This is a genomic window from Paenibacillus sp. JCM 18996, from assembly GCF_055392555.1.
The window spans coordinates 620,995-641,909 of record NZ_AP043884.1 but is presented as its reverse complement, the minus strand read 5'-3'; the positions used below and the strand labels follow the sequence as shown (position 1 = coordinate 641,909).

Here is a 20,915-nt window from a genome sequence, read left to right as displayed (position 1 = left end):
CTCTCCTGTGTAATTTTTACTGTTATCGTATCATATTTTCCCGCTTGTTGGAAACCAGCCTCGTCATGATCAGCAGCAGCATCAGTACCGCCCCGCTCGCCATAAAAGGCGCATGGCTGCCTATCCTCTCCCATAATATTCCCGCCGCGATCGGTCCTATAATCATACCCGCGCCCTCAATGGTAAGAAAAAAACCCCAAATCGAGCCTTTCTTCTCGGGAGGAACCAGGCTGGCAATTAAAGCGTTCCAGGAAGGAATGAGAAGAGCGTATCCGAAGCCCAGGATGACCACGAGCAGGAAAGCCCCGAGCCGGTTATGCACCCATGGAAACACCAGCATCGACAGCGCGCTGATCGCGCAGCCTAGGGTAAGGGTCACTCCGGTCCCGCGCTTGTCCACCATTTTTCCTACAGGAACCATCAGACCTACGGTCACTCCTCCTCCCGCAATGAGAAACAGGCTGTACTCGTTCGGAGTGAGATGCATCACGGTTCGCGCATACAGCGTCAGGATTGGAGTCAGCAGCCCCAGAGCGAAAGTTTGGGCAAACAGCGCGGGATACAGCCATCTGCTGTAATTCAGGGAAGCTTTCAGCTCCGTTAAATAGGCGGTTATCCGCTGTTTCACCGGCACCCTGATCTCGGCTCCCTTCATATCATGCAGAGCACTGATTGCGGCCCGAGGCCCGGCAGCATTAACGGAACGTCTTGGCAGAAAAAGCGCAACCATCACCACGACCGCCATCATGCCCATAAGGATGCGCAGCGCCAGCGAGTAATTGTTGCCTTTTATAAATAAATTGATCAAGACCGGACCAGACCCGGTTCCGATTAACCACGCCATATAGACTACGCTCATGATAGTGCCTCTTGAATTGTCCCCGGCAGTTGCTGTCGTTCCGGAGATAACGCCTGGCCATAAAGGCGCAGTCCCGATCCCCAGCAACGCGCACGCTAGCACAACCAGATAATAATTGGCGCTGAATGAGATAAGGAACACGGATACAAAAGTTACCGCGACGCCGGAAAGCATACAGACCCGGTATCCCAGCTTGTCGATCAGCCAGCCTGAAGGCGTGCGCATCAGATTATCTCCCAAATATTGAACGGACAGCGACCATCCTATGATGAAGGCGGAGGCGCCGAGCACCGAACCTAGATAGACCGGCAGCACCGACAAGAGCAGGGCCCCCTTTACAAACTCCACCAAAAACATGATCACGAGCAGCTTCATCACAAAGGGGGTAAACACCTCGCGCAAATTCTTTTTGTTTACCGGAATCGTATCCATTGTCCACCGCCTGTGCAGAATAAAGATTAAATTGTATGGTTTCCAAGATCGGACAAACTAATTTATAATTTCTAGTTGCATCCAAACCTTAATTTGTTATACTCAATTTTGTTCGCAAATGGATGTTCAACTTTAACGACAGAAGGGAAGATGTTTAAAATGGACCACCAACGCACGCCCCTCTTCACAGCGCTGCGCCGCCACGCGGAAGCCAATCCCGTACAATTTCACATTCCAGGCCATAAAAAAGGGGTAGGCATGGATCCAGAATTTAAACACTTTATAGGAGACAACGCCCTTTCCATAGATTTGATCAATATCGCACCGCTGGACGACCTGCACCAGCCTATGGGAGTCATCGAAGAGGCGCATAAGCTGGCCGCCGACGCTTTTGGCGCGGACTATACGTTTTTCTCCGTGCAGGGTACAAGCGGAGCCATCATCACGATGATTATGAGCGTCTGCTCGCAGGGAGACAAAATCATCGTGCCGCGCAACGTACATAAATCAGTGATGGCTGCGATTATTTTTGCCGGGGCCAAACCGATCTTCCTCTCCCCCGTGCGGGACCAGCAGTTTGGAATCGACCACGGAATCACAAAGAAATCGGTTAAAAGGGCATTGGAAATGCATCCGGACGCCAAAGCGGTGCTTGTCATCAATCCGACTTATTTCGGCGTTTGCACCAATCTCAAAGAAATTGTGGACCTCGTGCACAGCTACAATATTCCGGTTCTTGTGGACGAGGCGCACGGAGTGCTCATTCATTTTCACGATCGGCTTCCCATGTCCGCTATGCAGGCCGGAGCCGATATGGCCGCGACGAGTGTCCACAAGCTGGGCGGCTCCTTGACCCAGAGCTCCGTACTCAACGTGAAAGGACCCCGCGTCAACACCAAGCGGATCCAGACCATTATGAGCATGCTGACGACCACCTCTACGTCTTACATTCTGCTGGCCTCGCTGGATGCTGCCCGCAGGCATCTGGCGCTGAACGGCCGCGAGCTGGCGGAAAGAACTCTGGCCCTCGCAGACTACGCGCGCAAATCGATTAACGAGATTCCGGGCTTATACTGTTTCGGGAAGGAAATTCTGGGCGAGGAAGCCACTTACGACCTGGATCGTACCAAGGTTTGCATCCATATCCGCAAGCTTGGAATCACAGGTTACGAAGCCGAGAACTGGTTAAGGGACCGCTATAACATCGAAGTGGAACTAAGCGATATGTACAATATCCTCTGCCTTGTTACGCCGGGCGACACGCAGGACAATATCGAGACGCTCCTTACCGCGCTAAGAGAGCTGTCCAAGGAAAACTATAGCATTAAAGCCGAGAAGGATCTGGTCGTCGTCGAGATCCCCTCGATTCCGCAGCTTACGTTAACACCGAGAGACGCCTTCTACGGCGACACCGAAGTGATCCCTTTCAAAGAGTCGGCGGACCGGATCATTGCCGAATTCATCTATGTGTATCCTCCGGGCATTCCAATTCTGCTGCCAGGAGAAGTGATCTCCCAGGAACTGATCGATTATATCGTGGATCATGTCGACATCGGCCTGCCGGTGAAAGGTCCTGAGGACAGGAGCGTCCAGAACGTAAAGGTGATCGTGGAGACCAAGGCCATATTCTAGCAGCTGAAGCGGAAATCAGTCATCTGCAGTGGAGCGGCTTATCAAAGCCTTATTAAAAAGGCTACGTTAATTCTCATGTTGATTTTCAACCAAAAATATAACCGCCCTGTAGAGGGCGGTTTATTAAGCTATCGTATCCGCTTAACCTTCAATAGTTATTTGATTTTCTCAGCCAATTCCAAAATAATCCCCTCTGGTCCACGAACGTAGCATAACTTATAACTTTCTTCATATTGTTGTATCTCACTAAAGATTTCCGTGCCCTTCTTTTTCAATTTGGCAACAATGGCTTCAATATCTTCAACAGCAAATGCAATATGTCGGATACCCAGCGTATTTGCAAAGGGTTTCTGAATATCTTGTTCATCTGACGGCGTATAAAATTTGACTAGCTCTATCCATGCCTGATCGTCTGGCGTTCGCAATCCTACACATGCTGTTTTAACGTCAGTAAGCCCAACTACCTCACCCAACCACTCTCCTTCCATTTCCCATTCCCCTTGCACTTCAAGTCCCAAATCGAGAAAAAACGCTTTAGCTGCTGAAAGATCATTTACGTTTACACTCACATGATCTATTCTATTGATCTTCATATCCCATACCTCCTAGTACCTAAAATTAACACACATGTATTCTAAAGATTTCTTCTCGATTGCTAATAGATTTTCCTCTTTATCCAACAAACTGGGGCGTTTGTTATCAATTCGGCGCATTTGCGCAGCGAAAATCCTTCAATCATGAGTTCGATAATCGAACCCATAAATGAGGTCGCCGTGTCCGCTGGATAGGAGTATTCGTAAGGTCATTGAACGTTTGGAGGCATGTTTTGCAACGGTAACGCTGGCGTTTGACTGCTCCCGCGCGTGTTTTAATAACGTACTTGCCGAAACGCACGACTGCTCTATTTTGACAATGCGGACAGACCAGTCCCTCTTTATGTTTTTGCTCTTGAATTTCATCAATCACTCGAATAGGTCCCATACTACCCTTGGTTTCTGACTGCAAAAAGAGAATAAGCTGTTGCTTATCCTTATTTTCCAAGCCCTTAGCAAGTTTAATCAGTTCCTTCAAATCCATAGGGTAATCAGCTCCGAGCCATATGATTATCCTAATAATAGAACAAATGTTCGAAAACTTCAAATATCAACAATAAGATTTATCATAGCCATTAAAAAAAGGAAGAACGACCGTACAGCACACATGGGGTGCGATGCAAACCGGTCCGTCTTCCTTTCTGCTTGCCCATTCATTGCGGTTAATACTCCTGCCCCGTCGGCAGAGAGGATAAGCGGGTTTGAAGAAACTCTGCGAGCTGTTCGGCATCATGGTGAGACCGGATTTGAAAGGTTTGCATCAAATATTCAACGAACTTCAAATCCTGGAGATCCAGCAATGCCGCGTTGCCGGTCTGCAGGCATACAACCAAAGGCTTCCCGAAGAACTGATTCGTATGGATAATGCCAAAGTCGAACCTCTCATTGTCCGTTATGAAGCCGACAAAATCCACCTTGGGCGTTTCCGTCTCATCATAAAGCGTCATGACCATCGCTTTTCCCTCCAGGCTTAAATTCCAACGGTAATCCTGTCTAATGAAGCATCAAACAGGCTTAAAGCTATTTACCCGCCAAATCAAACAATTAAACCACGACTTTACATTTTATTCCGGTCAATCCACCGCACCACATCTGCGACTATCCTTTATATGGAGGCTGCTCCCTCTCTCCTTTCATTATACTATCGCATGATCCGCTTTATGAAAGATTGCCCGGACGCCGGACAGCATTGTCAACCCCATGCTTCCATGCTATGATGATTCCAATATGGGTTAGGGAGTGTATACATATGGCTCAAAGCGCTTACATTCATTTTGTTGAAGGCTCCGCCGTCGCTTCCATGACAATGGACGAACTAAAGCAGCAGCTTCTGCAGTTCAAAGAACAGCTGGAGCGGACTGGGAAACAACTGGGCTGGGATTATGCGGAGGCCGGATTCCCTTATACGATCGAAACCAAGCCGGACAGCGGGGGCCGCTGGTTTTATTTGAAGGGAACGAACTCCTTATATAAGTACATTGTTCTGGGAATGGCGGACTCCCAGGCGGCAGAGGGCACCGGCGCGAGGGAAATTCAGGTGGTCCTTCCCGACGGCTGCACCCATGGGGACAAAAGCAAAGGAAACGAATTGTGCAAATATTTGGCCCGGAAGAACAAAGCCGAGCTGAAACTTTTTAACGGCAGGACGATGTATTTCAACCCGCGGAAATAAAAAAGCCTCCCCTATGAGGGAAGGCTTTTCTCGTGCTTTATTGATTCTCGTCGTTAATAATCTCTTCATACACTTGAGAAACGCGGTTCCATTCCTCTTCGTCCTCAATGCTGACCAGGTAAGCTTCATCATTCTCTTCTTCAATGCGAAAAATGACGCCGTCCGCTTCAGGATCGTTGCGGTCCAACAGCACCGCATAGGCGTTGTCATTGGATTCAAAAGTGTACACAATGACCATCTCGCGCTCTACCCCGTTATCGTCGGTAACCAGGAATACCTCTTCTTCGTGCTCGTGGTCGCAGTTCTCATCATGTACGTGATCGCTCATCGGAAAGACCTCATTTCGAATGGATTGATTCTTCGTTGACAACCGGAGCTGCTGAGAGCGGCCGTCAACATCCCTTATCGTACCAAATCCTTCAAAACAAATCAATGAACACGCGGACGGCCCAATCGCTTATTGGGAAACGATCGTTTTCTCCGCAATGACGGTATAATCGCTGTTCTGATCCGGCTTGATCGAGAACTTGATGGTGTACTTGCCGCTTTCCGCAAAGTTTACTTTATAGAACGGCCAGGGGTACCAGAAGCTTTCCTTTTCCCCTGCTATAACCTTCACGTGAGGCTCAACCACTTCTTTGCCGCTGGGTGATTCTATAGATATTTTGAACGAATGGAAGCTCGTCTTCATGTTGTCGACCTGCGCGAACACCACGAAATCCAGAGTATCACCGGTCTTTACCTTGCCGAACAGCTGCTTGATGGAATAATCCTTGCTGACCTCCAACGCTGTAAATATCGAAACGTTCGGTTTGTACACGGACACCGTCTGTGTGGACGGCTCCCATTTGACAAGCGAATGCAAAGATTCGGATAACGCATCCACGGGTACCATGGCTTTGCCTTTCACCATAATCGCGGGGACATCGGATTCGGAAAACTGTTTTTCCGCGTTGTTGACCATCACTCTGATCTTTTCAAATCCCTGATAATCTCCCCATAAGGAACTTGCAAACACCGTCACTCCGCTCAGCGTGAAAAACAACCCGGATATTACAATTAATCTTTTGACCTTCATGCAAAAAACCTCCAGCGTTGATGTAGCTTTTATTGCTAGTTTATACTCCGTAATCGACAAAGAGTTGCGCCTGAGAAAGTATTTTTTTAACAAAGTCGAATTGTATTTTTATACCAATTATGTTATATATCATGTATCACTGTAAAAATCTATGTGAAAGGCGGCCGCCACGATGTCCCCGGTACTCACTCTGGAACTGCAAATCGAACAGCTCAAAGAGTCTCTTGAGAATGCGGCGGTACAGCACAAATATAACTTCCACCATCCGAGCGTACTCCAGATCAGCGAAAGATTGGACGAGCTCATCGTCGAGGCCATGAAGCGCAGGAATGACGATCTCCTTAACTGACCGTTTCAGCGGCTCCTCTTGCTCCGAAGCAACCACCTGAAAGATGCGGCGGCCGAGTGACCGACCCATCATGCGAGACTGTGCCAAATCCTCCGGTACGGCGGCTCCCCCTTCAAATTCGGCAATAAGCCGCGGAGCTTCCCGTCACTTTGTGAGGATATTTTTGCGAGTAAAAGGATTCAGGGGGTCTGTCTAGAATCCTATACAAAGTAAAGTATAGCTAAGGAATCGGAAATTTTTTTACTGGAGTGGTCTTAATGTTCTTTCAGTGGGCGAGCCCGGTTTTTATCGTTTACGTTCTATTCAGCTCCCTTGTGTTGCACAAATCACAAAATCCAATATGGTTGGTTATCCTTGCGGCATTATATATCGCCATGCACTTCGCAAGAGGCACAAAATCGAAGGCCTATTATTGGACCAAGCTTCCTGTTCTCGCGTTGTTTCACTGGGTTTCCTATCTGAACTGGTGCGCACCGTTGTATTATTTAATGGCGGGGGAGCATTTGTTTGAAACAAAGACCACACGGGGCAGGATAAGTACATTCATCGTATACTGTGCGTGTTACACGATTATTGCCTGCACGTTTCGATTGGAAGACCGTCAATTTTCCGCTTCGGAGCTTTTATTCACTGTGTTCGAGATTCTTTGCTTCATGTTCATTGCCTTTATCTTTCAACTTAAGACCTCTACCGACCAATATACAAGGCTGGCCAGCGTGGAAAATATGCGTTTAGCTTCGTACGATACTTTGACGGGTTTATATAACTACGAGGAATGCCACAGACAGCTGGAGACGCTGCTCAACAAGAAAATGAAGTTAGCCGTTGTCCTGATGGACTGCAATGACCTGAAATCGATGAACAGTTCCAAAGGTTTTCAGGGCGGAAACCGCTTGCTTCAGCAAATTGCCCAACTGTTAAAGGTGATGTTCCCTGACGCGCTGCTTATAGCTCGGTACGGAGGAGACGAATTCCTGCTTGCGCTGCCTGTTAATGAACTGTCCTCCATTCATAGGCAGCTGGATTCGGCGTTCCCCAATCTGACCGGGATTCAGCTTACCTACGGGATGGCCGTATATGGCATCGACGGGTATGGCAAGGATGAACTGCTGCTGGTTGCGGAGAAAAAGTTGTATGACCAAAAGCGCGAGCTGCAGCTGAAAGAAAAGGAGCATCTGCACCGGTCGGAGAAGCTTAGGGTTGTGGGCGAGCTTGCGTCGGGAATGGCCCATGAAATCCGCAATCCCCTGACGACGATCAAGGGCTTCCTCCAGCTTTCCAAAGTGAACGGGTACAATGTGGAGAATTGGTACCAGCTGATCATGCTGGAAATCCAGAGGATGAGCGAGCTTACAGCGGAATTTCTGCAGTTCTCAAAGCCGCATGTAACGCATTTCAAGGAGCAGCCGCTGCAGCAGATCACACAAAGAGTTGTCTCCTTGATGGAAACGGAGGCCGCCCGGCTGGGCCATCAAATCATCCTGGAGCAGCCCGAAGAACCGGTCAGAATTTTGATGGACGGGGATAAAATGGTCCAGCTGTTTCTGAATTTGATCAAAAATGCCATCGAAGCGATGAAACAGGAAGGCACTGTGAGCATTCAGTTATACACGAGCCAGACCCAAGGGATCATCAAGCTGACGGATACCGGGCTTGGAATCCCCCAAGATCAGCTCGATAAAATCTTCCATCCCTTTTATACGACCAAAGAGTCCGGAACGGGGTTGGGGCTTTCCATCTGCCATAAGATCGTGCAGGACCACAACGGGACGATGGAAGTCCACAGCACAGTCAACGAAGGGACCACTTTCGTGATCTCCCTCCCGATCTACGGGTCCGCGGAACAAGTTGAAGAACAGGCTGTCATACAGGCAACATCCGCTTCCTAGAGAATGGATTTCACCATCCTGACATGCGGAATGCCGGCGTCGTCGAAGGGCTCTGCGGAAACCGTCATGTAGCCCAGCTTCCGGTAGAAATTTTCAGCCTGGCACTGGGCATCAAGGACGGATTCCCGCTTTCCGCATAGCCGGGCGTCTTCCTCGAGAGCAAGCAGCAGCTTGGCGCCTATTCCAAGCCCTCTGTACCGTTGCCGCACGGCGATTCTTTGCATCTTCGCCTGGCCTTCGCCGTAAGGCCGCCATCGGGCAGCAGCGGCTTCCTCGCCGTCCAGCATAATAAGGAAGTGACGGCAGCTTCCGCCCAGCTCATCGAATTCGTCTACTTCCTCCTCCGCGGGAACTCCCTGCTCATCAACGAAAACTTCCATACGGATTTTAAGGCACTTGTCCAGTTCTTCTTGCCCAGCGACATGAATAACGTCCACGGCCAGCCCTCTCTTTACTCTAAAATATTTTGAACTTCTCTTTCTCGACTGCTCTCTGTATCTCAGCGAATCGCCAGCCCGCTTTGCTGCTAAGGGCAGAGCCGGCAGACTTCACTTCAAACGCGGCGAGTTCTTTGATATGATGGGTAATGGAATAGAGAATCCGCTTTTATTGAAGGGAGTTTTTAACGTGAATATCGCTTTTTTCTTACTGCCTAAGCGGGAGGTCATTACCACAACCCTTCATTCCACATTGCGACAAACTTTGGAAAGAATGGAATATCACCGCTACACTTCGGTTCCGATCTTGTCGGAAGACGGCAAATATGTAGGAACTGTGACTGAAGGAGACCTTCTTTGGTTTCTGAAAAATACCGAAAATATCACTTTTGAGAATGCACACAGACATACGCTTGCGGAAGTCCCGTTTAAAAGACACAACACGCCCGTCTCTGTTCAGGCTGACATGGAGGATCTGATTGAGCTCGCCAAGGTCCAGAACTTTGTGCCTGTAGTTGACGACTCCGATAATTTCATCGGCATTGTCCGCAGAAGCGACATTATCGATTACTGCGCCAAAAAGCTTTTTCACACACAATCGACCCAAACTAGCTAGCGCCCTGCCTGCCAGGCTTTTTCAAAGGGCCGTATGCGGATCGCCCGGAAATCTGATCGAGAATGCAGCTTTGACCGGCCCTCCAGGGTCGGCTTTTTTTAAAATTGCCTGCCGAAGCTAACACAGCTTGCGGAGCGCATCCTCGATCTCAGGCCTGGGCAGGTTTCCCGCTTCCAGTTCTTCCTCGGTTTTCTCCAGCAGCCTTTTATAGAAGCATTCCGCTTCATCGGTCCATTGGATATTTAGTGTCCGGTCCGCTTTCCTCTCTTTCAGCTCGTACAGCAAATCCTCGGCTTTGGCGAATTGACCCTGCTGTTCATTGTACAGAAACAAGCTGTATAAAGTCTCCTCCGGCAGCGAGAAAGATTTCATTTGGTGAATGAGGTTGTCCAGAGAGTACCGGTATTTTGCGGTAAAATTCTTGTTTTCAAGCAGGGCGACTCCAAGGAAGAGATTCAGGGCTTTGAGATTGTCGTTATAGCTTTGTTGCGTCCTGCCTTGAGCCTCGCCCAGATCCGCTTTTTCCTTTAACAAACGGGCCAGTATGAAGCATTTGTCCGGATTCCACGTGTCCCCGTAGCTCACAAGCTTCGCGAGTTCCTTATACGAAAGCGCGTCAACCGTTTTTGCGTTGATCCCGAGCAGCTCTTTGAGCAAATCGTCGGCCTGCTGGCCTGCCTCCTGCAGCTTATTTTCGCGTTTTAACCCAAGAATCCGGGCTACTCCTCTGGTCAGCTGTTCGATATACCTCATGAAAAAGTCGTCTCTGTGCAAATCTCACTCCACCTCCAACCTATTTCATCAGCCCTCTCAGGCTGTGTTTGCCGCGTTTCTTGCGATCGGCGTAAGCCTGTCTCAGTTCCACGATTCTGGCAAAATAAGCTTCAGCCGCAGGATCGGGCTTATGGCAGGGGATTCGATACGCTGCAGCCAGCTCGCCGTTTTCCAAAACCATTGATATAGAGGAAGAATCCCCTTCCAAATACAATATGGGAATATTCCAGCTTCCTTCGTTCGAACTTTTTTGAAACCAATTCATGCGAATGCAAAAAGAACAGGTATAATAGTGACCTCTATGACAAATTCCCGAAGGAGTGACAGCCGCCTCATCCGGAACCCATGCTTGCTCGACTGTAATCATATGTAAAAACGCTCCTTAAGTAAGATTGAGTGCAAGTAATGATATCGCGGGAGCGCTTCATTTGGCAAGACAGCGAGGCCGGCAGGTGCGATTTACCAAAACCTCTACAAAATAAGCTGATAAAAAATGACATCCTGCCACGCGTCGAATTTGTAGCCGACCTCCTGCAGGCAGCCCACATTTGTGAAGCCGAAAATCTCATGCAGCCTGATGCTGGCCTGGTTGTTTCCCGTTATCGCGGAAATGACTGTGTGATGGCCAAGCTGCTTCGCCTGCCTGAGGATTTCGGTCATGAGCTGCTTGGCGATGCCTTGGCCCCAATGATTCGGGTCTATATACACGGAAAGCTCCACCGTCTTGGAATACGCAGGCTTCGTTCGGAACATCGACAGGCTGCTGTAGCCCACAACCTTGCCATCCTTGACACCGACAATCAGCGGATAGGCGCCGCCATAATGAGAGAACCATTCCAGCCTCTCTGCCAGGTTCTGTTCCTGCAAATCGAAAGTGGCTGCCGTTTCACAAACAGCGTAGTTATAAATATCCAGTATTTGCGGCACATCTTCTTTTACCGCCGGTCTGATCTCTAACATTTTCCCGTCCGCTCCTTCTGTTTGCTCTAGGCAAGACTACTCTCTTAGAGCATCTCTCAACCGATCCGACATTTCCCGCGTCACTTTCTTCAACTGCTGTCCGCGCGCCTTGGCCAGTTCCTGCTTCAGCCGTTCGTTCTCCAAGTGAAGCTCTTCGAACGCAGTGATAAAATCAAGCAGCTCCCGGCTCGTATAACCCGCGTCCTCAAACAGCTTGTCTGCAATCTTACGCAGCTGTGCGGGACGTGTGATGGAAGAATCACTCATAAAAGGCCTCTCTTTCGAACGCTTGAATAAAATATAATTATAAACAATTTTCCGGTCAAAATATAGTTTCATCTTCTGGGAGCATAAAAAAATCACCGCCGATTTCAGCAGATGATTTTTTATTTCAATAGACGTCATTTTTTTACAAAAATTCGTATTTTCTCCAGACAATAAACGACTGTATTTTTCGCTTGGTTCCCCCATAATGAGATAAAAAATACTAGAGAGAAGAGTGCAAGCGATGTCCGTGAATTCAAATCAAAATGTAAACACATCTTGTGAATTAGATATTCTAAAAGTTGCTCACTCTCTCGGAATAGAGCACGAACGTATGTTATTTTACATTTATTCAAATGAGGCTCAAGACACTGGTTCCGTATGCATATCAAAAGTGGATTCAGCCAACGCGATTTAGGAGGATATCAATATGAAGACGTTTATCGTAAAAGTGACCTATGGCAATGGCCAAGTTTCTATTCTAAGAGTGTTCTCTCTTGATGAAGTTTCGCACTTTCATAATGTGGTAAGCACAGAAGTGATAAAGTAGCCCCCATTCGGCCATTCATTCGCGCGTGATTCCAGACCAACTAAACCGAGAGCCTTCCCTGGCCCATTCCTCACTGCCATTTCTCACTCGATCTGCAAGTTAGCCAGAAGCTTTTGCCAGGGAAGCAGCAATCTCGCGTCCTGAAACAGCACCCTCGCTTCCGGATGAACGCCTCTTACTTTTTTATTAATTCAAAAATCGGAACAAAGCGTTTGTAACTGATGAGAATTGTACCCCGTACCGATAATTATTATTCCCTTTTGTTTTCCACACAATAAAGCCGTACATCGGACCAAAAAGAATGTGTTCCAATTTAAGGATGAACTCGCCTTCCGACGGAAAATTTAAATCGCTTTCAAAGCACAGCCCCCCAAGACTGATGTCCTCTACACGCACTAAAATTTTACGTGTGGTTATCTCTGTCTTTTTAATGCAGTGGATGGATAGAGAAACATGCAAAATTCCTTTTGACCGCTTATGCTGTCTTCTCTGATTGTAATCCAAGATATCTCTTCCCGCCTTTTTCCAAAAAATCATTATATTGTAGATATCGGTCTTCAATTGGTAATTATTTAGAGAGATTTGCGCAGACCGGTGGACAGATTTTGGGGTGGTCTATCGCCGGAATAAATTTATTTTCTCTAATTATAACAAATCCAAAGCCGGAAACCGTTAAATGTAATAAAACCTCTAGACTAGGAGTCATGCATGGATAACGTGGAGAAATCAGAGCAGTCTTTAAGCAAGTTTCAGAAAATAATTTATCTGGTAGTTATTCCTCTTGTGTTCGCTTCTGTGCTTGCCGTGGTGGAAATTGGATTGCTGCAGCAAGCAGGAAGCAAGAGCTTTTCTGGAGCTTTGATGAACGTCGGAAAAAGCGCTGCGTCCGGCGTGAATACTATTTCCAAGTTGGCAAGTAGTAAATCACCGGCAGACACAGCGAACAGCAAGACGCAGCCGGCTAAAACGACTGCACCTGGAACTGCCGACAGTGCCCAGCAGAACAGTGGTCAATCCAACTCTTCCGGCACAGCCTCAGGTTCGGGTACAGCAGTGCAAGACCCGAATTCCGGGACGAGTGCGGCACCTGCAGACATGAATGCGGATTTCAAGAAAAAAACTGATGAAGTTGCTTCCGCGTTTACCAAAATGTCGCCTGCGCAAGCCAGCGCAATTATTGGGAATATGTCGCTAAAAGACAGTGCTTTTACCATGTTGGGTATGAAAGCTCAGCAGCGGTCAGCTATATTGGCAAAGATGGATCCAAAAAAGGCGGCGGATATTTCCAAAACTTTGGCGGATTTCCCCCCTGACAGTACTGCCGATCCCGCTTCGGTACAAAAACAATTGGATCTTCTCCCAAGTACGCAGAAGCCGGTCGATGACCTGGTAAAAACATACAGCCAGATGCCTGCATCCAGCGCGGCTTTGCTGTTATCCGAGTTAATGAAAGCAGATCAGAATAAAGCTGTCAGTATTTTTGCGGCAATGGATGCCAGCTCAAGATCTCAGATTCTGGCAGCCATGAGCAATACCAAGACAAATCCGGATGGTATTAAATACGCGACGACTATAACTCAACAACTTTTGCAAACAAAATAATAGCGGTGTGCATTAGCGTTGACAAGTTATTAAAGATTTGTTATGATACTTCTTGTCGCTATAACACATGACTTGATAGCTCAGCTGGGAGAGCACCATCTTGACAGGGTGGGGGTCGTCGGTTCGAGCCCGGCTCAGGTCATAAAGAAAAACCCTTGCACAGCAAGGGTTTTTGCTTTTTCTGCAGAATTTTCAAACTGGACAGAGCGCGAGTTTTAGCCCTTGAGTAACATTGGAGTAACATTTTTTCTTAAAAATATAGCTGTCCCTGTCAAATACACAAATTCCATAAACGCTGGCGTGCGCATAATTCCGTTCCGTACCTATTCAGCAATTTCACGCGGACACGAATACGCGGCTCTACATAAACGTTATTCCGAAAGCGTTCGGTCGTATTTGGCCGCCGAATTTTGAACAGCCTTCAGACTGGACGAAAGATTGGGCGGCATGGAGTTCCTGTACGCAGCAAGTCGAGGTTGGTCGTATAAAAGAAGTTCCGCAGCAGCTTTTTTCAAATCTTCGGAGTCCGCTTGGAGCATAATCCGTTTCGTTGCGCCGTCCCAATGGACCTTTGATTTAGAGCCTCGCCTACAAAACGAAGCGGCACCATTGTATAACCATTGATTATTTTTGACGGCTTGTCAAGTACCACCTTATTTCCGTCCACGGCAGCCGTCCTGCTGTTTATAGCAAGCACAATGGTTTGGGCGTTCACCGTCAGCGTAACGCTTTGATCGTCGCAGTTCCAATCCACCTTGGCCCCCAATGCTTCGCCAATGAACCGGAAAGGAACCATAGTATAATTTCCGTCCAACACAGGAGGCGCCTCAACCGTCTTTTTGCTTCCGTCTATAATAACATCCGGGCTTCCTACCGTAAAAACAATCGAACCTGCCATCGAATTACTTGCTGTTATATCCTTACTGCCGGTAAATGCAAACGTTATGGATAAAACAGATGCCAAGAGCAAACAAACTATCATTCTACAGCTTAAGTTGAGCAATGGGCTACCCATTCATACACTGCATATCAATAAACACCCCCATAGATTGGGAGTGTTCATTTATAGCAGGAGCCTATAATTCTCTTGAATTAGTGCTCCACTCTTTTTTGAATTGCTCTAAAAATTGCTTCATATACTCCGTACGTTCATTTGCAATCGTTCTGCCTGACTCCGTATGCATTTCCTCGTTAAGCTTCAGCAGTTTTTCATAGAAATGAGTCACGGCGGATTGTCTTACACTGGGAAGCGGACTCCAATTTCCCAAGCTTTCATCAGGTGTAAACATAGGATTGCCATAGGCTCCCGCGTACATGAATGTCCGGGCAATACCGATAGCGCCCAAAGCTTCAATCCGGTCCGCATCCTGCAAAATTTTGCTTTCCAGCGTCATGTCGGCTTGATGACCCAGGAATCGATAGGACTCATGTTCCGCGATGCACTGTAATACTGCCTGTTTTTCTTGATCTGCCATTTCAGCTTCGTCAAGAACCTCTTCGATCATTTTTAATGCCTCGGGCCCCCAGTGGGGAATGCCGAATTGTTTTTCTTCCGGATGACAATAATCGTGCAAAAGCCCGGCAACAAAGCATATGTTCAAATTTGCCCCTTCCGCCTTTGCAAATGCTCTGGCCAGATTGGCTACTCTAACGACATGATAATAATCATGGCCTGTTGAGTCTTGACTTAATTTTTCATGCACTCGGGTATGAATAATTTGCAGCCCTTGATCCATTATCATGAATTAACCCCTCTTTACTGCGGGCGCAGTGGATCCTCGGATAATGAGAGGGAGTTCCATTACGCCTTCTTTGATTATCTTTTCGCCTTTCAATAAATTCATTAGTTGTAAGACACCCAGTTCCCCCAACTTGGCGGATGGAATGGATAAAACCGTCAATTCAGGTGTAAGCACTCGGGCAATATCCGTATCGTTTATACTTAACACTGATAATTCAGAAGGTATTTTTATTCCCAAATTTCGAGCCGCCTTATAAACGCCAACGGCAAAAAAATCATCGTCGCAAAAAATGGCGCTAACTTCAGGATGCTGTTTGATCAATTGTTCAACGGCTGAAGTTACATCATCCAAAGAAAAAAGACTTTTCAGGTAGTACTGTGGTTTGACACATATTTTGTATTCTGCCATCACATCTAAATAAGCCCGTCTTCTATCAACCAATGTTCTTCTGTCTACGTCTATCGTAATATGCGCAATATTGCGATGTCCAAGTTCTATTAAATAACGCAGCCCATTTGTAACGTTGTTATAAAAATCTAATGAGATGTTGATTTTGTCATCAATATCTGAATCAATGGAAATAAATTTCCCTTTAATAAAATCAGGTATTTCTTCGTTTTTCAGATCGAGCGAAAATAAAATAAAACCGTCCACCGCCTGACTCGCCTGGGTGTTCAGGATCAGTTTAAGCCAGTCCAGGTCATGCCCGACGTCGAGTAATAACAGAGTGTAGCCATATTGCCTCAACATTTCTGTCGCCTTTTTAATGGCAGGAATATAGACCGGGTTCTCGATATTAGGCACCACAAAACCGATCGTCATAGTAGAACCCATTCTTAGATTTCTTGCGGTTGTATTGATCGTATACCCTAATTCCTCGGCCGAACGGATGACTCTGTCTCTCGTTTCCTGCGACACCCGGCCCTTTTCTTTGCCGTTCATGACAAGGGACACTATAGATTGTGAGACGCCTGCTTTTTTCGCAACGTCTTTACTCGTGGGGTAACTCCCGTTAGTTTGGCGCATGCGGTCCTCCGGATTCAGCACCTATACAACAGATTCTGTTACACAAGGTAAGTTTGCAGTTCCTGCGCTACTTTTACCTCTCCAGCGAATGTTTTTTTCGCCTCTTGAATAATCCAGTTTTCATCTGTGTTAGGTGTAATGTGCGTGATAAGCAACGATTTAACTTGGGCCTCGGCAGCGATTTCCCCGGCTTGCACAGGATTCAGATGCGTTTTGTAAAAACGCCCGTTATCCGCATTTCCGGTTGCCTCGCATAAGAACAGATCGGCCCCTCGTGCAAAATCTGCAAGTGTGTCGCAAGGTGCTGTATCCGCCGAAAACACGATTTTTATTCCTTTATATTCAAATTTCATGGCAAACGCCGGAAAGCCGTGGTTCACTGCCGCAAAAGATACGCGTAACCCGCCAAAGCCTAAAACCTGCTGTTCAACATAGCCGATTTTAGGCAGCAGAGCTGAGAAAAAATCTTTTTCGCCTGCGACAAGGCTTCGAAATTCTTCATAAATCGGACCGTACTCATCCGGTTTTCCGAATACAAACTTTGGATGGCCCAACACTTCGGAAATGCCCTCCAACACCGCCTGTGAGCCATCCGGCACATAAACGGGTATTCGTCTGAGCTTGCGCTCCGTGCTGACTGTCATGCATCTTTCCAATAACAAATAACCTAAAGGCACGAGATCCAGAATGTGATCCGCATGCACATGGCTTAATACGATGGCATCAATTTCATCTATCGCACAAATTTTCATTGCGTTGCTCAGCGCTCCGCTGCCGCAATCGATCATGATTTTGGTTTCATCCGTCTCGATCAAATACCCGGAGGAGGCTCCGCCTCCAGCCGCCGGGAACCCGGCATATCTGCCTAATACATGCAGCTTCATCCTAAAGCCACCTCCTGATCATTCAATTGTTCCAACAGCAGCTTAGCGCATTCCTCATTATTTCTCGGGAGGATGAAATTTTGCTCTTTGCGCAGCTTATAAAACAGTTCAGCGAGTACAGGCAGTTTGATTTGATAAGATTCAAGCAAGTCCTTTTTCTTAAACGCGATCGCAGGATGTTCATCTAAAATTACTGCACCGCCCTCAATAAGAATCATGCGATTGCAGTACTCAAGCACCGCTCTCATTTCATGAGTGAGCATAATAATCGTATGTCCTTGACTGTGAAGTTTCTTTATATATTCGAGCATCTGCGTGGATGTCTTTGGATCGAGTCCTGTCGTTGGTTCATCTAGTATAATGACTTCCGGCTTAAGGATAACAACAGAAGCAATCGCAACTCTTCGTCTCTCTCCCCTGCTCAAAAAATGAGGATGCTGGTCACGGTACGACGAAATTCCGAGAACCTCCATAACCTCATCAACTTTCGCTTTTATTTCCTGCTCAGCAACTTTTCTCAGTCTTAGACCATAAGCAATCTCGTCATAACAAGTTTTATTAAAGAACTGAAAATCCGGGTTTTGAAAAACGTAACCGATTTTCTGGGCCACTTCAATCCGCCGCATATTCCGCAGACGCTCCTCGCCCAGTAAAACGTCCCCTTTGCTCGGCGCCATTAATCCGGTTAACAGCTTGGCAGTCGTAGTTTTTCCCGCGCCGTTTTGCCCTACCAGACCAATAAAATCCCCTGCGTTCACAGTAAGATTGAGATTGCTGATGATGTTTTGCCCTTTGTAGTAACCAAAATCCACCTGATGCATGGAAAGCAAGGGCTGCCTGAAGTTTTCATTTTCATCTTGATGTTGAATTGGCTGTTTGCCGCACGTAAGTGCATATTTATTTATTAATTCATCCACTGTCAATGGTATTCCCCCGGAATGAGGCGTGACAGCAGCCAGCATTGAATCCAGTTCAACAATTTGAGGAGGCCGCAGTCCCGCTTTTATAATAAGCTCCTGATTACCAAAAATCTCTTTAGGAGTTCCTACCGCCTGCAGCTCTCCTTGTGAAACGATCGCCACCCGATCCGCATAGGGAGACAGCATATCAATGTTATGATCGATGAATATGACAGTGAGTCCGAGCTGTTTATTTAACTCAGAAACCTTCTCAAGTACAGTCGCTTTTCCGATCGGATCCAGCTCCGCAATCGGCTCATCCAGCAGAAGAATCGGTGCCTCCAACGCCAAACAGGCAGCAATGGATATTCGCTGTTTTTGACCGCCGGAAAGTTTGTCCGGGGAGGTTTGCAGCAAATGCGATAAATTCATGATTTCCGCCACTGCTTGAATCCGCTGTTTAATTTGGGCCGTCGGAGTACCCAGATTTTCAAGTCCGAAAGCGAGCTCATCTTCGACAGAAAAATTTACAATCTGCCATTCCGGGTCCTGCAAAACAGTTCCTATGGTCTTGATCAGTTTGTTCGGATGATTGTCTCTTATCAGAAAGTCTAAAACCTTGATCTGCCCTGCGGTTTCACTTCCCTCAATTTCATGAGGGATAATGCCGTTGATAGAAAATGCCAAAGTGGACTTGCCTCCGCCGCTCGGACCCATAACCGCTAAAAACTCGCCTTCTTTCACCTCCAAAGAAATCCCCTTAAGGTTCAAGCTTTCCTCTTTGCCGTAACGGCAGCTGTAATCCTTGATTTCAACAACAGTGCGCTCCATGACAATTCACCTCACTTCCAATCAGCTAATAGAACGACCAGAATGATAACAAAGAAAACAACGATAAATCCCCAATCCGTTTTCCTGAATGCCGGACAAAAAATTCTTGTTTTTTTCCCCGGAATGCCAAAAGCTCGCAATGAAAGAGCGAAGCTCATCGTCCGAAAACGTTTCAGCATCAAAAAAATGGCTGGTATGCTTGTGAGCATAATCCCATTTTTAAGTTTAGCGAGCCTGGAAGCACCATCAAAATCAATACCCCTCGCTTTTTGAGCTTCAACAATCTTTTTGATATCCTCCAGAATGTTTCCCCAGAACTTGAGCGTCATTCCAACAGCAACGGACACCTTATGGGGAACTCCCAACTTTTGCAGTCCGACCACGAGCTCTCTGTTAGTAGTCGTGGTCAGCAGCAGAATATAACCGAACACCCAGATGATAGATCTCAAAGACATAGTCACGGCTTTGATGACGGAAAATTCCTTCAGCCGGTAAGTAAAGCCAAACATCGTTGTCTGCCAAAGCACATGACCCCCAAGGTCGACAAAAAGCCAGGAAACGGCGGTAAGCAGTACAATGCCCCAGGCCGGGAAAAAATAAAATAATTGTTTCTTTCCAATTCTGGCGAGCAATATGAAAAAGAACAGCAGAATCACCAATATTAAATTGGTGATCATCTGCTTGGTCAAGAGGGGGACAATCGCTAACAAAACGGCGAACGTAATAATTTTGGAGACAGGATGAAGCTTATGAAAAAAGGAATTTCCAGGCGAATAAAAACCTAATTCCCCCATTTAGCGCACGCCCTTTCTAAAACATAGCTGACTTAAAACATACTTTTGAATTTTAGCCCCGCCTTGCGAATATAAGGAGATACGACATTCAGCAAAATAGGACCGAGCGTAACCATCCAGATAATGTTGCCAAGAATTTGGATCGGATACAAAGTTTTTAATCCAAGCGAGAATGGGACCATGCCGTTCATACTGATATTCCATAATACAACCAGCAATTGCACGGCGGCGGTAAACAAGCAGATGATGGAAAAACGCAGCCAATCTTTGAAATTGTCTACTGTATCTTTTCTGTACAATAGAGCAGGCAGCATGGCGGTGATGACTTGGGAAAGGTTCGCCGGAATCCATACCAAAGGATTCATGCCTGCAGGAAGCTGTGAGATATTAACCCCTAGGACCAAACCTAGCGCTCCCCAACCTTGAAACCAGATACCAAACGCGGGTGCAACTCCGGCTGCCGGATACGTGATCTGCATTCCGAAAATTTTCGGAGCAAACCTTGAAATATAGACTAAGGCAGCAAAAACTAACGCGGATACAACTACAGCAACTACCCGGGTGGCCGCTCCACCTTTCAGCTCCGAAGGGGCTGTTTGAATACCGGATTGATTATCCACACTAAAGACCTCCAATAAATTAATTAAGTTATACGTATAACTTAATTAAAGATTATTATAAAACTATCATCGCAAAGTAAACTGCATAATAAGAATTAGTAAAGGCCATCAGTAAAAAAACAGCCTGTCTCAAGGACGACTGATCAGAGATTTTTATGATTTTAGGAAGCGCTAGTTTCATCTTCACTTAGGTTAGGAGTAAATTGTTCTCTTCATTTCTCTATCAAAGCCTAGGCTGTTTAAAGAACTTCCTTAACAAATAGAATTAAAGAGCACGCTCCACAATTTCCGAAATATCCAGTGTCGCCACCCGCTCTTCCACTTCCTTAAAAAACCGGAGAATATCCGCATGCTTCTTGCTTTGGGATGGTGGCCGTAAAGCCGGTTCGTCTTTAGGTCGAGCGCCGCCAGT

The 20,915-nt window shown here is 46.8% G+C and carries 24 protein-coding genes, 1 tRNA gene and 1 pseudogene; 7 read left to right on the top strand and 19 right to left on the bottom strand.

Annotated elements, in window-relative coordinates; genetic code table 11:
• Positions 1–22: 22 nt before the first annotated feature.
• Positions 23–1,291 carry an MFS transporter gene (locus ACZ5N7_RS03105; protein ID WP_464657313.1) on the bottom strand — a complete coding sequence of 423 codons (1,269 nt, stop codon included), beginning with the start codon at positions 1,289–1,291 and terminating at the stop codon, positions 23–25.
• Between the two features lie 159 nt (positions 1,292–1,450).
• Here ACZ5N7_RS03105 and ACZ5N7_RS03100 point away from each other — a divergent pair, with 159 nt between their 5' ends.
• Positions 1,451–2,923: an aminotransferase class I/II-fold pyridoxal phosphate-dependent enzyme gene (locus ACZ5N7_RS03100; RefSeq protein ID WP_464657311.1), complete on the top strand. Its 1,473-nt coding sequence runs from the start codon at positions 1,451–1,453 to the stop codon at positions 2,921–2,923.
• Positions 2,924–3,078: 155 nt separating this feature from the next.
• Here ACZ5N7_RS03100 and ACZ5N7_RS03095 read toward each other — a convergent pair whose 3' ends face one another.
• From ACZ5N7_RS03095 to ACZ5N7_RS03085, 3 genes and pseudogenes are all read right to left on the bottom strand, one after another.
• Positions 3,079–3,516, bottom strand: a complete 438-nt coding sequence (locus ACZ5N7_RS03095) for a VOC family protein (protein ID WP_464657310.1) — start codon at positions 3,514–3,516, stop codon at positions 3,079–3,081.
• Between the two features lie 104 nt (positions 3,517–3,620).
• Positions 3,621–4,000: pseudogene (locus ACZ5N7_RS03090) on the bottom strand (transposase); the annotation flags it as partial.
• A gap of 178 nt (positions 4,001–4,178) precedes the next feature.
• A complete protein-coding gene (locus ACZ5N7_RS03085; protein WP_464657308.1) occupies positions 4,179–4,469 on the bottom strand; it encodes a DUF3055 domain-containing protein in 291 nt (96 codons plus the stop codon).
• 296 nt (positions 4,470–4,765) lie between these two features.
• Here ACZ5N7_RS03085 and ACZ5N7_RS03080 point away from each other — a divergent pair, with 296 nt between their 5' ends.
• Positions 4,766–5,188: a DUF1885 family protein gene (locus tag ACZ5N7_RS03080; protein ID WP_464657306.1), complete on the top strand. Its 423-nt coding sequence runs from the start codon at positions 4,766–4,768 to the stop codon at positions 5,186–5,188.
• Between the two features lie 37 nt (positions 5,189–5,225).
• Here the strand turns inward: ACZ5N7_RS03080 and ACZ5N7_RS03075 are convergent, their stop codons facing one another.
• Positions 5,226–5,516, bottom strand: a complete 291-nt coding sequence (locus tag ACZ5N7_RS03075; protein WP_464657304.1) for a DUF1292 domain-containing protein — start codon at positions 5,514–5,516, stop codon at positions 5,226–5,228.
• Between the two features lie 129 nt (positions 5,517–5,645).
• Positions 5,646–6,266, bottom strand: coding sequence for a stalk domain-containing protein (locus ACZ5N7_RS03070; RefSeq protein ID WP_464657302.1), 621 nt, complete (start codon positions 6,264–6,266; stop codon positions 5,646–5,648).
• Positions 6,267–6,438: 172 nt separating this feature from the next.
• Between ACZ5N7_RS03070 and ACZ5N7_RS03065 the strand changes: the two genes are divergently transcribed.
• Positions 6,439–6,615 carry an aspartyl-phosphate phosphatase Spo0E family protein gene (locus ACZ5N7_RS03065; RefSeq protein WP_464657300.1) on the top strand — a complete coding sequence of 59 codons (177 nt, stop codon included), beginning with the start codon at positions 6,439–6,441 and terminating at the stop codon, positions 6,613–6,615.
• 257 nt (positions 6,616–6,872) lie between these two features.
• Positions 6,873–8,504 carry an ATP-binding protein gene (locus ACZ5N7_RS03060; protein WP_464657298.1) on the top strand — a complete coding sequence of 544 codons (1,632 nt, stop codon included), beginning with the start codon at positions 6,873–6,875 and terminating at the stop codon, positions 8,502–8,504.
• Here ACZ5N7_RS03060 and ACZ5N7_RS03055 read toward each other — a convergent pair.
• Positions 8,501–8,941 carry a GNAT family N-acetyltransferase gene (locus tag ACZ5N7_RS03055; protein ID WP_464657296.1) on the bottom strand — a complete coding sequence of 147 codons (441 nt, stop codon included), beginning with the start codon at positions 8,939–8,941 and terminating at the stop codon, positions 8,501–8,503. The genes ACZ5N7_RS03060 and ACZ5N7_RS03055 overlap by 4 nt on opposite strands.
• A gap of 190 nt (positions 8,942–9,131) precedes the next feature.
• Here ACZ5N7_RS03055 and ACZ5N7_RS03050 point away from each other — a divergent pair, with 190 nt between their 5' ends.
• Positions 9,132–9,557: a CBS domain-containing protein gene (locus ACZ5N7_RS03050; protein WP_464657294.1), complete on the top strand. Its 426-nt coding sequence runs from the start codon at positions 9,132–9,134 to the stop codon at positions 9,555–9,557.
• 117 nt (positions 9,558–9,674) lie between these two features.
• On the opposite strand, the gene ACZ5N7_RS03045 is transcribed toward ACZ5N7_RS03050, so the two are convergent.
• The 5 genes from ACZ5N7_RS03045 to ACZ5N7_RS03025 form a co-directional block, all read right to left on the bottom strand.
• Positions 9,675–10,331: a DUF6483 family protein gene (locus tag ACZ5N7_RS03045; protein ID WP_464657292.1), complete on the bottom strand. Its 657-nt coding sequence runs from the start codon at positions 10,329–10,331 to the stop codon at positions 9,675–9,677.
• A gap of 19 nt (positions 10,332–10,350) precedes the next feature.
• Complete coding sequence (locus ACZ5N7_RS03040) at positions 10,351–10,698, bottom strand: hypothetical protein (RefSeq protein ID WP_464657290.1); 348 nt, start codon at positions 10,696–10,698, stop codon at positions 10,351–10,353.
• Positions 10,699–10,802: 104 nt separating this feature from the next.
• Complete coding sequence (locus tag ACZ5N7_RS03035) at positions 10,803–11,291, bottom strand: N-acetyltransferase family protein (RefSeq protein ID WP_464657288.1); 489 nt, start codon at positions 11,289–11,291, stop codon at positions 10,803–10,805.
• Between the two features lie 36 nt (positions 11,292–11,327).
• Complete coding sequence (locus ACZ5N7_RS03030; RefSeq protein ID WP_464657286.1) at positions 11,328–11,558, bottom strand: hypothetical protein; 231 nt, start codon at positions 11,556–11,558, stop codon at positions 11,328–11,330.
• Between the two features lie 733 nt (positions 11,559–12,291).
• A complete protein-coding gene (locus tag ACZ5N7_RS03025) occupies positions 12,292–12,642 on the bottom strand; it encodes a PilZ domain-containing protein (protein WP_464657284.1) in 351 nt (116 codons plus the stop codon).
• Between the two features lie 171 nt (positions 12,643–12,813).
• Here ACZ5N7_RS03025 and ACZ5N7_RS03020 point away from each other — a divergent pair, with 171 nt between their 5' ends.
• Positions 12,814–13,707 (top strand): hypothetical protein, encoded by an 894-nt coding sequence (locus ACZ5N7_RS03020; protein ID WP_464657282.1) that lies wholly within the window; start codon positions 12,814–12,816, stop codon positions 13,705–13,707.
• Positions 13,708–13,776: 69 nt separating this feature from the next.
• A tRNA-Val gene (locus tag ACZ5N7_RS03015) sits at positions 13,777–13,849 on the top strand.
• Between the two features lie 369 nt (positions 13,850–14,218).
• On the opposite strand, the gene ACZ5N7_RS03010 is transcribed toward ACZ5N7_RS03015, so the two are convergent.
• From ACZ5N7_RS03010 to ACZ5N7_RS02980, 7 genes are all read right to left on the bottom strand, one after another.
• On the bottom strand, positions 14,219–14,605 hold the full coding sequence (locus ACZ5N7_RS03010; RefSeq protein WP_464657280.1) for a copper amine oxidase N-terminal domain-containing protein: 387 nt from the start codon (positions 14,603–14,605) through the stop codon (positions 14,219–14,221).
• A 178-nt stretch (positions 14,606–14,783) separates the two neighbouring features.
• Entirely contained in the window at positions 14,784–15,449 is a 666-nt protein-coding gene (locus ACZ5N7_RS03005; RefSeq protein WP_464657278.1) for an HD domain-containing protein, read from the bottom strand.
• A 3-nt stretch (positions 15,450–15,452) separates the two neighbouring features.
• The gene (locus ACZ5N7_RS03000; RefSeq protein WP_464657276.1) at positions 15,453–16,475 is read right to left on the bottom strand and encodes a LacI family DNA-binding transcriptional regulator; all 1,023 of its coding nucleotides are present in this window, start codon (positions 16,473–16,475) and stop codon (positions 15,453–15,455) included.
• A 38-nt stretch (positions 16,476–16,513) separates the two neighbouring features.
• Positions 16,514–17,359 carry an MBL fold metallo-hydrolase gene (locus ACZ5N7_RS02995; protein WP_464657274.1) on the bottom strand — a complete coding sequence of 282 codons (846 nt, stop codon included), beginning with the start codon at positions 17,357–17,359 and terminating at the stop codon, positions 16,514–16,516.
• Positions 17,356–19,089 (bottom strand): ABC transporter ATP-binding protein, encoded by a 1,734-nt coding sequence (locus tag ACZ5N7_RS02990; RefSeq protein WP_464657272.1) that lies wholly within the window; start codon positions 19,087–19,089, stop codon positions 17,356–17,358. The genes ACZ5N7_RS02995 and ACZ5N7_RS02990 overlap by 4 nt, the downstream gene beginning before the upstream one ends.
• A gap of 11 nt (positions 19,090–19,100) precedes the next feature.
• On the bottom strand, positions 19,101–19,883 hold the full coding sequence (locus ACZ5N7_RS02985; RefSeq protein WP_464657270.1) for an energy-coupling factor transporter transmembrane component T family protein: 783 nt from the start codon (positions 19,881–19,883) through the stop codon (positions 19,101–19,103).
• Positions 19,884–19,915: 32 nt separating this feature from the next.
• On the bottom strand, positions 19,916–20,503 hold the full coding sequence (locus ACZ5N7_RS02980; RefSeq protein ID WP_464657268.1) for a hypothetical protein: 588 nt from the start codon (positions 20,501–20,503) through the stop codon (positions 19,916–19,918).
• Between the last annotated feature and the right edge of the window lie 412 nt (positions 20,504–20,915).

What these genes read in the sequence shown, in the direction of transcription:
- ACZ5N7_RS03105 (WP_464657313.1), bottom strand. Translation starts at nt 1,291, where the DNA reads ATGGATACGATTCCGGTAAACAAAAAGAATTTGCGCGAGGTGTTTACC.
- ACZ5N7_RS03100 (WP_464657311.1), top strand. Translation starts at nt 1,451, where the DNA reads ATGGACCACCAACGCACGCCCCTCTTCACAGCGCTGCGCCGCCACGCG.
- ACZ5N7_RS03095 (WP_464657310.1), bottom strand. Translation starts at nt 3,516, where the DNA reads ATGAAGATCAATAGAATAGATCATGTGAGTGTAAACGTAAATGATCTT.
- ACZ5N7_RS03085 (WP_464657308.1), bottom strand. Translation starts at nt 4,469, where the DNA reads ATGGTCATGACGCTTTATGATGAGACGGAAACGCCCAAGGTGGATTTT.
- ACZ5N7_RS03080 (WP_464657306.1), top strand. Translation starts at nt 4,766, where the DNA reads ATGGCTCAAAGCGCTTACATTCATTTTGTTGAAGGCTCCGCCGTCGCT.
- ACZ5N7_RS03075 (WP_464657304.1), bottom strand. Translation starts at nt 5,516, where the DNA reads ATGAGCGATCACGTACATGATGAGAACTGCGACCACGAGCACGAAGAA.
- ACZ5N7_RS03070 (WP_464657302.1), bottom strand. Translation starts at nt 6,266, where the DNA reads ATGAAGGTCAAAAGATTAATTGTAATATCCGGGTTGTTTTTCACGCTG.
- ACZ5N7_RS03065 (WP_464657300.1), top strand. Translation starts at nt 6,439, where the DNA reads ATGTCCCCGGTACTCACTCTGGAACTGCAAATCGAACAGCTCAAAGAG.
- ACZ5N7_RS03060 (WP_464657298.1), top strand. Translation starts at nt 6,873, where the DNA reads ATGTTCTTTCAGTGGGCGAGCCCGGTTTTTATCGTTTACGTTCTATTC.
- ACZ5N7_RS03040 (WP_464657290.1), bottom strand. Translation starts at nt 10,698, where the DNA reads ATGATTACAGTCGAGCAAGCATGGGTTCCGGATGAGGCGGCTGTCACT.
- ACZ5N7_RS03035 (WP_464657288.1), bottom strand. Translation starts at nt 11,291, where the DNA reads ATGTTAGAGATCAGACCGGCGGTAAAAGAAGATGTGCCGCAAATACTG.
- ACZ5N7_RS03030 (WP_464657286.1), bottom strand. Translation starts at nt 11,558, where the DNA reads ATGAGTGATTCTTCCATCACACGTCCCGCACAGCTGCGTAAGATTGCA.
- ACZ5N7_RS03025 (WP_464657284.1), bottom strand. Translation starts at nt 12,642, where the DNA reads ATGATTTTTTGGAAAAAGGCGGGAAGAGATATCTTGGATTACAATCAG.
- ACZ5N7_RS03020 (WP_464657282.1), top strand. Translation starts at nt 12,814, where the DNA reads ATGGATAACGTGGAGAAATCAGAGCAGTCTTTAAGCAAGTTTCAGAAA.
- ACZ5N7_RS03010 (WP_464657280.1), bottom strand. Translation starts at nt 14,605, where the DNA reads ATGGCAGGTTCGATTGTTTTTACGGTAGGAAGCCCGGATGTTATTATA.
- ACZ5N7_RS03005 (WP_464657278.1), bottom strand. Translation starts at nt 15,449, where the DNA reads ATGATAATGGATCAAGGGCTGCAAATTATTCATACCCGAGTGCATGAA.
- ACZ5N7_RS03000 (WP_464657276.1), bottom strand. Translation starts at nt 16,475, where the DNA reads ATGCGCCAAACTAACGGGAGTTACCCCACGAGTAAAGACGTTGCGAAA.
- ACZ5N7_RS02995 (WP_464657274.1), bottom strand. Translation starts at nt 17,359, where the DNA reads ATGAAGCTGCATGTATTAGGCAGATATGCCGGGTTCCCGGCGGCTGGA.
- ACZ5N7_RS02990 (WP_464657272.1), bottom strand. Translation starts at nt 19,089, where the DNA reads ATGGAGCGCACTGTTGTTGAAATCAAGGATTACAGCTGCCGTTACGGC.
- ACZ5N7_RS02985 (WP_464657270.1), bottom strand. Translation starts at nt 19,883, where the DNA reads ATGGGGGAATTAGGTTTTTATTCGCCTGGAAATTCCTTTTTTCATAAG.